This is a genomic window from Microbacterium sp. 01T413_2 (assembly GCF_056398985.1).
This window is the reverse complement of record NZ_JBFTQL010000052.1, coordinates 1-12,337: the sequence shown is the minus strand read 5'-3', so window position 1 is coordinate 12,337 and position 12,337 is coordinate 1. Positions and strand designations below refer to the sequence as shown.

General features: G+C 69.8%; 13 protein-coding genes. 9 read left to right on the top strand and 4 right to left on the bottom strand.

Going from position 1 to position 12,337, the window contains the following annotated elements:
• On the bottom strand, positions 1–711 hold a 711-nt coding region (locus AC1DMN_RS17950), incomplete at its 3' end, for a nuclease-related domain-containing protein (protein WP_477384718.1).
• 283 nt (positions 712–994) lie between these two features.
• On the opposite strand from AC1DMN_RS17950, the gene AC1DMN_RS17945 reads away from it, so the two are divergent.
• The 4 genes from AC1DMN_RS17945 to AC1DMN_RS17930 all read left to right on the top strand — a co-directional run bounded on the left by AC1DMN_RS17945 (position 995) and on the right by AC1DMN_RS17930 (position 5,030).
• Entirely contained in the window at positions 995–2,467 is a 1,473-nt protein-coding gene (locus tag AC1DMN_RS17945) for an APC family permease (RefSeq protein WP_477231168.1), read from the top strand.
• 273 nt (positions 2,468–2,740) lie between these two features.
• Entirely contained in the window at positions 2,741–3,565 is an 825-nt protein-coding gene (locus AC1DMN_RS17940; protein WP_477231169.1) for a hypothetical protein, read from the top strand.
• 128 nt (positions 3,566–3,693) lie between these two features.
• Positions 3,694–3,915, top strand: coding sequence for a hypothetical protein (locus AC1DMN_RS17935; RefSeq protein WP_477384716.1), 222 nt, complete (start codon positions 3,694–3,696; stop codon positions 3,913–3,915).
• A 47-nt stretch (positions 3,916–3,962) separates the two neighbouring features.
• Entirely contained in the window at positions 3,963–5,030 is a 1,068-nt protein-coding gene (locus tag AC1DMN_RS17930; RefSeq protein WP_477231170.1) for a hypothetical protein, read from the top strand.
• A gap of 78 nt (positions 5,031–5,108) precedes the next feature.
• Here the strand turns inward: AC1DMN_RS17930 and AC1DMN_RS17925 are convergent, their stop codons facing one another.
• The 3 genes from AC1DMN_RS17925 to AC1DMN_RS17915 form a co-directional block, all read right to left on the bottom strand.
• Complete coding sequence (locus AC1DMN_RS17925) at positions 5,109–5,711, bottom strand: copper resistance CopC family protein (protein WP_477231171.1); 603 nt, start codon at positions 5,709–5,711, stop codon at positions 5,109–5,111.
• Complete coding sequence (locus AC1DMN_RS17920; RefSeq protein WP_440734107.1) at positions 5,708–6,433, bottom strand: YcnI family copper-binding membrane protein; 726 nt, start codon at positions 6,431–6,433, stop codon at positions 5,708–5,710. The genes AC1DMN_RS17925 and AC1DMN_RS17920 overlap by 4 nt, the downstream gene beginning before the upstream one ends.
• A 79-nt stretch (positions 6,434–6,512) precedes the next feature.
• A complete protein-coding gene (locus AC1DMN_RS17915; protein WP_441976794.1) occupies positions 6,513–7,118 on the bottom strand; it encodes a hypothetical protein in 606 nt (201 codons plus the stop codon).
• Between the two features lie 115 nt (positions 7,119–7,233).
• On the opposite strand from AC1DMN_RS17915, the gene tyrS reads away from it, so the two are divergent.
• From tyrS to AC1DMN_RS17890, 5 genes are all read left to right on the top strand, one after another.
• On the top strand, positions 7,234–8,535 hold the full coding sequence (gene tyrS, locus AC1DMN_RS17910) for a tyrosine--tRNA ligase (RefSeq protein ID WP_477231172.1): 1,302 nt from the start codon (positions 7,234–7,236) through the stop codon (positions 8,533–8,535).
• Between the two features lie 147 nt (positions 8,536–8,682).
• Entirely contained in the window at positions 8,683–9,507 is an 825-nt protein-coding gene (locus AC1DMN_RS17905) for a transporter substrate-binding domain-containing protein (RefSeq protein WP_441976792.1), read from the top strand.
• A gap of 8 nt (positions 9,508–9,515) precedes the next feature.
• Entirely contained in the window at positions 9,516–10,181 is a 666-nt protein-coding gene (locus tag AC1DMN_RS17900; RefSeq protein ID WP_440734103.1) for an amino acid ABC transporter permease, read from the top strand.
• On the top strand, positions 10,168–10,956 hold the full coding sequence (locus AC1DMN_RS17895) for an amino acid ABC transporter ATP-binding protein (protein WP_441976791.1): 789 nt from the start codon (positions 10,168–10,170) through the stop codon (positions 10,954–10,956). The genes AC1DMN_RS17900 and AC1DMN_RS17895 overlap by 14 nt, the downstream gene beginning before the upstream one ends.
• 29 nt (positions 10,957–10,985) lie before the next feature.
• Positions 10,986–11,786, top strand: a complete 801-nt coding sequence (locus AC1DMN_RS17890; protein WP_477231173.1) for a DUF4184 family protein — start codon at positions 10,986–10,988, stop codon at positions 11,784–11,786.
• Positions 11,787–12,337: the final 551 nt, after the last annotated feature.

Below are 12,337 nucleotides of genomic sequence, written 5' to 3'. Positions count from 1 at the left end.
GACCAGCACCTCGGAGACCGAGAACGGGCTGCCGAAGAAGCCCCAGTCCGCCTCGAGGAAGCACAGTGCTGCGGCCACCGGGGCGGCGTCGCCGAGCACCGCCGTGACCAGCGCCGCCTGCTTCCGTACGCCGTCGACGAGCGGGGTGCCGTCGCGTCCGCCGATCCGCAGCGTCTGGACGCGCGGCCCGAACACGCCTCCTGTGGCTTCCCGCGAGGGGCGGCGTCCCTTGTACCGCTTGGCGTCGATCACCCAGACGCCACCGGGGGAGACGACGATGTGGTCGATGTTCGCCCTCGTGCGCGGGATCCTGCGATCGTGCAGGGCCCGCGCCGACGCGGGCAGATCCTCGAGCCGCCGGGCGAGCAGCTCCTCGCCCACCGCGCCGCGGACCCACGCCTGCGTGCTCTGCGGGTCGTCGGAGAGCGCAAGAATCAGCCCCCCGAGCTTCGGGTGCGCTGTGCGGATCCGCTCCTCGCGCCGTCTGTGGCGTCCCTCGTATTCGCGGCGTGCGGATGCCCCCGCCGTGCCGGGCTCGGGGGACTCGGGGGCGGACGGCTCATCCAGGGTGCACTCGAGACATCGCACTGTTCGCCGGTCGCGCTCGTACACGGCGTCCGTGCCCGCGGGCAGAGCGCGATTGCACAGCCGGCACGTTCCGGCGTAGCGGAGACGCATGCGCGTGTCCTGCGGTCCCAGCTCCCCAGCCATGGCGCCGACGGTACCAGCGCGCGGGGTGAGCGGGAAGGGCTCGGCCCGGGGCGAACGGGGAGGTGCGCATCTCGAATCGATTCCGGCCGAACCGCAACGGATCCCGGTGCGCTGCGCGCGAATGCATCCGGAATCCCCATTTGTGACCCGATTATTCTCAGCGTGTCCATAGCTTCAGGGAACATCTGCGAAATCAAGCTCTGGTCCTCTAGTTGCAAGGATGCCCGGGGTGCTAACGTCCCTCTGTCATCCCCCATACCCGACGATGAGACAGGGGAACAGAGTGACCCAGAATCCACTCGAGACGGACACGTCTCTGCAACGTGCGATCGACTATGAGGAGCACGCGCTGCAGGCCGGCGGCGTGTCCAAAGCCGGCTCGACGCTGATGGCCGTCGCAGGCAGTGCGCCCGCGTACTCCATCGCGGCCAGCACCGCGCTTCTGATCGGCGCCGCCGGCGTCGGCGCCCCCGCCGCACTGCTGTGGTGCGGCATCCCGATGCTCGGCATCGCGTTCGCGTTCGGCTACCTCGCGCGGGTCGACACGCATGCGGGCGCATCGTTCTCCTGGGTGGCGCGAGGGCTGCACCCGATCCTCGGATTCCTCGCCGGGTGGGCGGTCGTGATCTCGGCGACCATCTTCATGGTGGCGGGAGCCCTGCCCGCCGGCCAGATGACGGTCGCCCTGTTCGCCGGAGACAAGGTCGCCAACGAGAACACACTGCTCGTGACACTGGTCGGAGCGCTCTGGTTCCTGGTGATGGCGGCCGCGGTGATCTTCGGCGTGCACACCACCGAGCGCGCCCAATGGATCATGTCGATCATCGAGGTCGGGATTCTCGTGGTGTTCGCGGCCATCGCGATCCCGCGGGCGATCACCACCTACCACCATGGCGAGACCTTCTCCTGGGACTGGTTCGGCTTCGGCCACCTGACCGGCGCGGGCGTCTTCGTCGCGGCGGCTCTGATCGCGGCCTTCTACTACTGGGGCTGGGACGTCACGGCCAACTTGGGTGAAGAGACCAAGAACGCGCACAAGACCACCGGCCTCGCCGGGATCCTCGGCATCATCATCGTGTTCATCCTGTTCGAGATCTACACGACGACCACGCTCGTGATGCTGCCCGGCAAGACCATCGAGGCGAACAGCGGCAACGTGCTCAGCGTGCTGGGCGAGGCGATCATGCCCGGCATCGGCGGCAAGATCCTGATCGTCGCCGTCGCGCTCTCCACGATCGCGACGCTGGAGACCACGCTCGTGCAGGTGAGCCGCACGCTGTTCGCGATGGGCCGCGACCGCACGATCCCGTTCGCGTTCGGCCGGATCAACCGCAAGTGGAAGACGCCCGTCTTCGCGACGCTCGTCGTCGTGGGCGTCTCGCTGCTGCTGTTCGTGCTCGCGAACGTCTTCGGCGACAGCGTGGGGCAGATCCTGGGCTGGGCGATCTCGTCGATCGGTCTGCAGATCGCGTTCTACTACTCGCTCGCCGGCTTCGCGCTGATCATCGGGTTCCGCAAGGTGATCTTCCGATCGCTGAAGAACTTCCTGCTGATCGGTCTCTGGCCGTTCGTGGGAGCGGTGTTCATGATGTACATCTTCTTCGCGGCGATCCCGAACAACGAGCCGGTCGTGAACATCCTCGGCCTCGGCCTGATCGCGATCGGTGTCATCCCGCTCGCGCTGTTCTATCGCAAGGCGAAGGACGCGTACTTCTCGCGGCGCCCGCTCGACGTGCCGGAGGACTTCGAGGCATAGCGGTCCCTCGCAGGGCGGGGCAGGCGATTCTCGTCTGTCCCGCCCTGCGTCGCGCGGCCCCTCGGCTCCTGCCGCCACGGTCGCGCGTCATCCCCCTTCCATCCAGTCCGGGCTCGCCGCTGCGCCCTTCCGGAATGTCGGCGCCACGGGGGAGGATGGGGGCATGCCCTCGATCTCCTGCCTCGCCGCGGCCGCGTCTGCGTGCGACGCGGCCGGCGGGACGCGCGGCGGCGTGAAGCACTGCGTCCGCCCGGTACGGAAGGCGGTGCACTCATGATCCTCGCCGGGTTCACCCTGCTCGCGATCGGCCTCGCCGACGTGCTGCGCCGGTTCCTGCACCGCCGCGCACTGTGGATCGGAATCGCCGTCGCCGGCGTGCTGGTGCTGGTGCTGGCGGCGCTCGGCGGGGCGTACCTCCACGCCGTGGTCGGGCTCGCGCTCGCCGCACTGTGGGTGTGGCTGCTGCCGCTGGACGGACGACCTCGCTTCTCGTTCTGGCCGGCGGTGCTGCTGGCCGTCCTCGTGGTCGCCCTGGTCGCCTTCATGCCGGCCCGCGCGGCGACCGGAATCTTCGCCGGGCGCTGGCTGGCGACGCCCTTCGGGCCGATCGGGTTCGACCTGCTCGTGCTGGCGCTCGGGGTCTTCGCGGTGCTGCTCGAGACGGGCAACGTGATCGTCCGCGCGGCGCTGCTCGGAGAGCAGGCGGAGATCCCTGCGGATGTGTCGGCGGATCGCGATGCGCCGCCGGCGGGTGCGGTGGCGGGGCTCGTCCCGGTAGCGCCCTCCGTGCTCGATCCCGGCACCCCGACCGCGTCCGAGCCCACTCCGCCGGCACCGTCCGCCGATCCCGGCTTCCGCGGCGGACGTCTGATCGGCCCGCTCGAGCGCGCGATCGTGCTGCTGCTCACCCTGTTCGCGGCATACCCGCTGCTGGCGGCGATGCTGGCGGCGAAGGGGATCGTGCGCTTCCCGGAGATCTCCCGCGACGGCGTGAACGGCGGGCGTGCGGAGTACTTCCTCGTCGGCAGCCTGGTCAGCTGGGTGGTCGCGCTGGGCGGCGCGCTGCTGCTGTGGTGGGCGGCGCGCGCCGGATCCTGAGCCGTTCAGCGGAACGCATGTCCTGGCCGGGTTGCCGTGGGGACTGGAAGCGGAGGATCCTTGTGGTGACGGGGCCGTCACTGGGACTCCGCACCGGCAGTCGCACGAAGTCTCATGCAGGAGGATCCATGAACGAGAAGCCCCGGTTCACGCTGGACAGCACSCTCGGCGAGRTCCTCGACGACSCSSRGGCGCGSGCCGTGCTGGACGAGRTCGTGCCCGGTGTCTCGACGCACTCGCTGGTGTTCCTCGCCCGCGGGATCACCTTGGCCGACGGCGCCGCACGGCTCGGCTCGGTCGAGCCGGAGCGCCTCGCAGAGCTCGATGCGAGGCTGCGCGCCCTGGGATGAGAACGCCGGGCCGCGGCTGAAACCGCCCGCTCCCTAGACTGACCGGGATGTCCGATCACCACGTCCCACGCTCGACACACCACACGGTTCATGCCGTGGCACCGGCGGATCCCGAGCCGGTCGGGCCCGATCCGGGCCCGCTCTGGGCGCGGATCCTCCGCATGCCGTTGCTCTGGGCGCTGGTGTGCGGAGCCCTGGCCGTGCCGGGCTACCTCGCCGGCGATCCCGGCTTCCTGCCGTTCCTGTTCACCCTGATCGGCGGCTGGCTCTGCGGTCTCTCCTTCGTGAACGCGACTCTGCGGGTGCCGGCCGGCCGCGGACTGATCGTGCACATCACCGGCGCGGTGGGCGCGGGGCTGCTGCTGTGGCTCATGATCGAGGCCGTCCCCGCGCTGCTGGCGCCCAAGCCCAACCCCGCGCGTGCCTTCCTCGCCGTGCTGCAGCTGGCCGCAGTGCCGGCCGCCTGCTGGGTGTGGCTTGGCCTGATCAGCCGGATCACGGCGATGATCGGCGCCCGGGATGCGGCGAAGGCGCGCCCCGCTCCGCAGTGGGAGCCCTCCGAACGCGGATCGCTCGTGCGGTTCCGCGCGGTGCCTCTCTCCGCGCGAGCGCTCGTGCTGTGGTGCTCCCTCGCCGGCGCCCTGGCGATCGCCGCGCTCGTCGTCGTGCTGATCGTGACCGGCGGTCGGGTGCTGTACGTCGGGCCGAAGCTGTTCCTCTTGCTGTACATCGCGATCCCGGGCCTGCCCGCCTACCTGGTGACGTCGTGGCTCCTGCGCCGCCGCGCGGTGTCCTGCGCCGTGCGCTTCGATGCGGATCGTCTGCGGATCGAGGTCGACGGCGTCGAGGAGCGGATCCGCTACTGCCACCTCGATCGGCTGGTCTGGCGCGCGGACGGCGACTTCGCCCGGATCGAGGCATGCGGATCCGGCGTCGACCTGACGCTCGTCGCCGGGATCGCCCGTAAGACCGGTGGTACCGCGACCGTCCTGCCGGCGTTGTCGCGCCGCGCGGTCCGGCTCATGGAGGAGGCGGGCCTCACATCGCGGACGCTGCGCGGCGGCCGCGCGCTGGCCTTCGAGCGCACGACGGGTGCCCCGCCCCGGGTGCGCTGACGTTACTCCGACGGTCGAAGACGAAACGCGGCGCCTTCGGAGAGACGCCGCGTTCCGTTCGACCTGTGGAGTCCTCGCTCAGGCCTTGCGACCGCGGGCGAGTGCCCATGCGCCCACGCCGACGCCGACCAGCACCGCCGCGCCGATGCCGAGTCCGATCCACAGGCCCGCATCGGTCGCCGCGGCGGCCGCGGGAGCCTCGGTCGTCGCCGATGCGGCGGGACCGCAGACCGGCTTCGCGGACCCCGCCGCCGCGGGAGTCCCGGTAGCAGAGGGCCCGGTCGCAGAGGGCGCCGTGCCGTCGGGGGCGTACGCGAATGTGTAGCTTCCCGAGATCGGGTGGCCGTCGGAGGACACCACGCGCCAGAGCACCTCGTAGGTGCCGGCAGCGCCGAGGGCGACGGGTGACGAGACCACCGGACCGTTGAGATCGGGGCACGCCGTCTCGTAGTACTTCTTGTCGGGCCCGATCACCTGGATGATCGTCGCACCGTCCGTGCCGAGCGGATCCGCGCTGAAGGTCAGCGAGAGGGACGACAGGCTCTTGACGGTCGACCCCTGGGCCGGATCCGTGTTCTCGAGCGTGTCGTGCGCGCTCGCCGCCGTGGCTCCGGCGGTCGCGAGAGCCAGCCCCACGCCGATCGAGGCCGCGAGCACGGTGAGCCGGTGGCGCAGACTCATGCGGCGTCCTTCTTGCGCCGGCCCAGGGCGAAGCCGCCGAGCAGCGCGCCGCCGGCGGCGATCACGAGCGCGGCGATGCTGAGACCCAGCGCGAGACCGCCCTGACTGTCGCCGGGTGTCTCCGCCGATGCCACCGGTGCGTTCGTCGCGGCCGCGGTCCCGCCGTGGTGATCGGCCGGGGGAGCGTCGTTCACCCACACCACGGGGGCGGGCTCGAGGGTGTCGTCCTTCTTCACCTGCTCGGGTGTGGCCGACCACTCGACGACCTTGCCGTCGGAGTAGGTCTGCGTAGCAGGGATCACGATGTGGCCGGTGTCCGGCACGGGGCCGAGCGACAGCGTGAACGTCTGGAACTGCCCGGGCGCGATCCCACCGGCGTCGGCCGTGAACGTGACCTCCGTGGTGGCCTCGCTGATGGTGTTGCCCTCGACCTTCACCGGCTTGGACAGCGCGGTCTTTGCCGCGTCGCCGGTCCACCCCGCGGTGGGCTGGTAGCTGACGCTCGTGAACGGGGTGTCGGCGGGCAGGTGGATCTGGATCTTGACGGTGCTGGCTGTCGCGGACTCGTTCGGAACCCGGAACGTGACATACGTCCAGGATCCGGCCTCGGCCTGGTTCGGGGTCGCAGTCACATGGGCTGAGGCCGCCAGCGGGGCGGCGAGGGCGAGCACGGCGCCGGCGGCGAGGCCGACGAGGACGCGGGAAGCAGTGGTGTTTCGCATGGATTCGTTCTTTCTGAGGTCGTGAGTGCACCACGGGCGCGCGGGAGGGCGGCCCGTCGGAGGTGCGGATGAAGGGAGGTCAGGCCGCGAGCGGCGGACCCCTCCTCGACACGACGGTCAGGACGAAGCGAGAGCGCAGCGTCGGGGTGACCCTGCGCGGTGCGGTCGGAATACGATGCGCCGGTACCGGCGCCGCGGTGAGCAACCGCGCGATGAGGTTCCAGCCGGTGAGGTCGAGCAGGGCGCGCAGCGCCTGCTCTCCGCGGCCGAGCGCCAGCACGGTGAGCAGTGCGGCGATCGCGTGAGCGACCCACATCGCGGGCTGCAGATGCAGGGTGTGGCCGGCGTCGACGGCGGTCGAGCCGAGGACGTTCGCGAGCTCCGCGCCGTGCACGTGCGCGCCGATGCCGGCGGCGACCGACCCGGATCCGGATCCGACGCCGATGAGCAGCAGGCCGTGGAACGCGATCTGGCTCAGCCCGACCGCGATCGACAGGCGGATCCAGCTCAGTCGGCGGCCGGCGAGGGCGATGCACACCGGCGCGGCGAACAGCAGCGCCAGCACCATCCCGATCAGGGGAGCGGGCGCGCCGTCGGCGGTGGAGTGGGAGACGGAGGCGACGAACGTCGCGACCAGGGCGGCGATGAGGCCCCGGATCGTGCGACCCGCGCGCGTTCCCAACACCCCTCCAGCGTATCCGGAGCTCCAGGTCAATGAGGAAAGCCCTACAGATCGGAGCGGGAAGCCCTGCGGAACCCCGCGGGAAAGCCCTGCGGATCCGCGCTGATACCCTGATCCGGTGTCGAACCCATCCCTGACGACCGCGGCACCGGCCATCGACCCCACGTTCGAGAACGTGTGGGATGAGCTGGTCTGGCGCGGCCTCGTCCACGTGTCCACGGATCCCGAGGCGCTGCGCGCCCTTCTCGCCGGGCCCGCGATCACGTATTACTGCGGCTTCGACCCGACCGCACCGAGCCTGCACCTCGGCAACCTCGTGCAGCTGCTCACGTTGCGCCGCATCCAGCTCGCCGGGCACAAGCCGCTCGGACTCGTGGGCGGATCCACGGGCCTCATCGGCGACCCCCGCCCGACGGCGGAGCGCACGCTGAACACGCGCGAGACGGTCGAGGAGTGGGTCGGGCGCCTGCGTGCGCAGGTCGAGCGCTACCTCAGCTTCGAGGGCGACAACGCGGCGCGGATCGTGAACAACCTCGACTGGACGGCGCCGATGAGCGCCATCGACTTCCTGCGCGAGATCGGCAAGCACTACCGCGTCGGCACCATGCTGAAGAAGGACGCGGTCGCCGCGCGCCTGAACTCCGACGCCGGCATCAGCTACACCGAGTTCAGCTACCAGATCCTGCAGGGCCTCGACTTCCTCGAGCTCTACCGCCAGTACGGCTGCGTGCTGCAGACCGGCGGGAGCGACCAGTGGGGCAACCTCACCAGCGGCACGGATCTCATCCACCGCGTGGAGGGAGTCTCGGCGCACGCGATCGGCACGCCGCTGATCACGAACAGCGACGGCACCAAGTTCGGCAAGAGCGAGGGCAACGCGATCTGGCTGGACGCCGAGATGTGCAGCCCCTACCGGATGTACCAGTTCTGGCTCAGCACAGCGGATGCCGACGTGATCGACCGTCTCAAGGTCTTCACGTTCCTCACCCGCGCCGAGATCGAGGAGTACGCGGCGCTGGTCGAGGCCGAGCCGTTCCGGCGGGCCGCCCAGAAGCGCCTCGCGCTCGAGGTCGTCGCCACGGTGCACGGCGTCGACGCGACCGCCGCGGTCATCGCCGCATCCGAGGCGCTGTTCGGGCAGGGCGACCTCTCCGCGCTCGACGCCGCGACTCTGCGCACGGCCCTCGAAGAGCTGCCGAACGCGCGGGTGGCCGCCGGCTCTTCGGTCGTGGACGCGCTCGTCGCGACCGGGCTGGTCTCCAGCGCCTCCGAGGCGCGCCGGGCCATCGCGCAGGGCGGCGTCTCCGTCGACGGGGAGCGGGTCGAGTCCGACGAGGCGACCGTGCCGCTCGGACTGCCCGGCGGCGTCTCGGTGCTGCGCCGCGGCAAGAAGACGCTCGCGGGCCTGCTGCCCGCCTGAGCACCGGCACCCGGTTCGCCGCGGCTCTTCGCCCGTGTGGCATGACACACGCGGACATGGAGTTCGCGGCGACCGCACGAACGTGATCCACTCGGATCCGCGGGCGCACCCTTCCCGCACGCACGTCAACTCTGAAACGGAGTCCTCATGTCTCACCGTCGCATCGCCCGGATCGCCGTCGGCCTCGCCGCGTCCGCTCTCGTCCTGACGCTCGCCGCCTGCTCGGGCGGCGCGTCCGGGAAGCCCACGGCGACCGCCGGCGCGGACAGCGCGTCGTACGGACTCGTCAAGCCCGGCACGCTGACGGTCGCGACCGAGGGCACCTACAGCCCGTTCACCTACCACGCGGATGGCGGATCCGGTGACCTCGTCGGCTACGACGTCGAGGTCGCGCAGGCGGTCGGCAAGGAGCTCGGCCTCAAGGTCGAGTTCCAGGAGACGCAGTGGGACGGGATCTTCGCGGGCCTCGAAGCCGGCCGCTTCGACGTCATCGGCAACCAGGTCTCGATCAACCCGGAGCGTCAGGCGAAGTATCTGTTCTCCACGCCCTACACCGTCTCGCCGAGCGTGGTGGTGGTGAAGAAGGGCGACACGTCGGTCAAGACCTTCGCCGATCTCAAGGGCAAGACCACGGCGCAGTCRCTGACGAGCAACTTCTACAAGCTCGCTGAGGACGCGGGCGCGAACGTCGAGTCGGTCGAAGGCTGGGCTCAGGCCGTCGCGCTCCTCGAGCAGGGCCGGGTGCAGGCCACGGTCAACGACAAGCTCACCTACCTCGACTACGTCAAGCAGCACCCTGACGCGAAGCTCGCCGTGGCGGCCGAGACGGATCCGACCCAGAGCGCATTCGCGTTCACCAAGAAGAAGGACGCGCTCGTGAAGGCCGTCGATGGAGCCCTCGCGAAGCTCGCATCCGACGGCACGCTCGCGAAGCTCGGCAAGAAGTACTTCGGCGAAGACGTCTCGAAGTAGCACCGGCCATGCCCGACGGGCTGCACCTCTTCCTGACCTCCTTCTGGCCGATCGTCTGGGGCGGGATCAGCGGAACGATTCCRCTGGCCCTCGCCTCGTTCGCGATCGGCCTGGTGCTCGCGCTGCTCATCGCACTGATGCGCCTGTCCGAGTCGCGGGTCCTCTCGGGGATCGCCCGAGGCTATGTGTCGGTGATCCGGGGCACGCCGCTGCTCGTGCAGCTCTTCGTGATCTTCTACGGTCTGGGAGCGGTCGGGATCGTGATCGATCCGTGGCCGTCGGCGATCGCGGCCTTCTCGCTCAACGTCGGCGGATACGCGGCCGAGATCATCCGTGCGGCGATCCTCTCGGTGCCGGTCGGGCAGTGGGAGGCGGGCTACACGATCGGGATGTCGAGAGGGCGCACCCTGCGCCGGATCATCCTCCCGCAGGCCGCACGGGTCTCCGTGCCTCCGCTCTCCAACACATTCATCTCGCTCGTGAAGGACACCTCGCTGGCCTCGCTGATCCTGGTCACCGAGCTGTTCCGCGTCGCCCAGCGCATCTCGGCAGCCAGCCAGGAGGTCATGCTGCTGTATCTGGAGGCGGCGCTCGTGTACTGGCTGTTCTGCCTCGTGCTGTCCGGCGCGCAGGGCATGGTCGAGAAGAGGCTGGACCGCTATGTCGCACACTGATCCACGCACGCCTCTCCTGCGCGCGACCGGCCTGACCAAGGCGTTCGGCGCCCACGAGGTGCTCACCGGCATCGACCTCGAGGTGCAACGCGGCGAGGTGGTGGCGCTCATCGGGCCCAGCGGCTCGGGCAAGACCACGGTGCTGCGCTCGCTCAACGGCCTGGAGACCCCGGACGCAGGAGTGGTGGCGTTCGACGGCGGTCCGGTCGTCGATTTCGCCGCCCCGGGTGACCGACGTGCTGCGGAGCGGTCGCGGCTCGCGCTGCGTGACCGCTCCGCGATGGTGTTCCAGCACCACAATCTCTTCCCGCACATGACGGTGCTGCAGAACGTCATGGAGGGCCCGGTGCAGGTGCAGGGCGTGCCGAAGCCGCAGGCCACGGAGGATGCGCTCGCCCTGCTCGACCGCGTGGGCCTGGCGGACAAACGCGATGCCTACCCGTTCCAGCTCTCCGGGGGGCAGCAGCAGCGCGTCGGGATCGTGCGTGCACTGGCGCTGAAGCCCGACCTGCTGCTCTTCGACGAGCCGACGAGCGCGCTGGACCCCGAGCTCGTCGGCGAGGTGCTGAGCGTGATCTCGGAGCTCGTCGCCGAAGGCTGGACGATGGTCATCGTGACGCACGAGCTCGGCTTCGCGCGGCAGGTCGCCGATCAGGTGCTGTTCATGGATGGCGGCGTCGTCGTCGAGCGGGGCGCTCCGTCCCAGGTGTTCACCGCACCGGTGCACGAGCGCACGCGCCGCTTCCTGGATCGGATCCTCCGCCCTTACGAGTGACGCCCCGCCCCGCCGGGTACCGTCGGGGCATGCCGTTCACACCCAGCCACGCGATCGTCGCCCTGCCGTTCGTCCGCACGCCGCTGGTACCCGCGGCGATCGCGATCGGCGCGATGGCGCCCGACCTGCCCCTGTTCACCCGTGGCCTGATCGTCGACTACTCGGTGACGCACGACTTGCGCTGGCTGCCGGTCACCGTGCTCCTCGCGCTGGTGCTGCTCCTCGTGTGGCGGCTGGTGCTGCGGCCGGCCTGCCGTCTCCTCGCGCCGCGGTTCCTCGGCGCACGCCTTCCGCAGGAGTGGGACGGGGGAGCGCGGGCCGCTCTCGGGGAGACCTTCGGATCCGTCGCGCGAGTGCTCCTTCTCGTGCTCGCTCTCGCATCGGGCGTGGTTTCGCACATCCTCTGGGACGCGTTCACGCACGAGGGCAGGGCCGGCACGGTGCTGCTCTCCGCGCTCGACGAGCACTGGGGCCCGCTGCTCGGGTACAAGTGGCTGCAGTACGTCTCCGGGGTCGGTGGCGTCGTCGTTCTGCTGATCGCGGGCGCGCTCTGGCTGCGCGGGCGCGTTCCGGCCCCCGTCGACCCGGCGCCGCTCGCGATCCGGCTGAGCTGGTGGCTGTCGCTCCCGGTCATGCTGGTCGCCGCGGTCGCCCTGGGGCTCGCTGTGTACGGGCCGCTCACCGAGGAGTTCACCGTGCAGCACCTGGCGTATCGCACGCTTCCGCTCGCGTGYGGGCTCTGGGGAGTGCTCACCCTCGCCCTGGTTCTGGCGATCAGGCTCGTGCGCGCGAGGGACGCGGCGCCTGTCGTCGGCGTGGAATCGCGGTGAACAGGTGCGGAACGATGGGCGACACGCCCGAGAAGGCGCCCCGATTTGCCGGAACCCGGGGATCCGCGTAACTTATTACTTGTTCGCCCCAAGCGGTAGAGCGAAGGGCCGGAAGGCCTGACTCCCCAAGCGACGAACACCACCCACCTTCTTCTCCGGAAGTCGGTTCCTCTTCACAGGTTCTCCCTGCGGCGGGGCTCAAGCGCGTGCGTTTGAGAGGGTGACCGTCCGCCAGGATCGTCGATTTGACAAGCTGGCCGGGAGGGCTAAGCTAGAGAAGTTGCCTCGGAAACGAGATAACGGATCYGGTTCTGAACCTCACGGCGTGTCGATTTGACAGCCTGAGCGACACGGATAAGATAGAGAAGTTGCCCTGAAGGGAAGGCCGAGAGGCCGGAACGCAGGAGCATCCGATCCTTGAGAACTCAACAGCGTGCACTTGTCAAATGCCAATTTATTCCTCGTCCAGTCCTTTTTGGGCTGGTTGAGAAATTCCTTTGGATCAAAGACCAACCCTTTGGGGTTGGCATTCGGATGAAGTCAGCAATGAT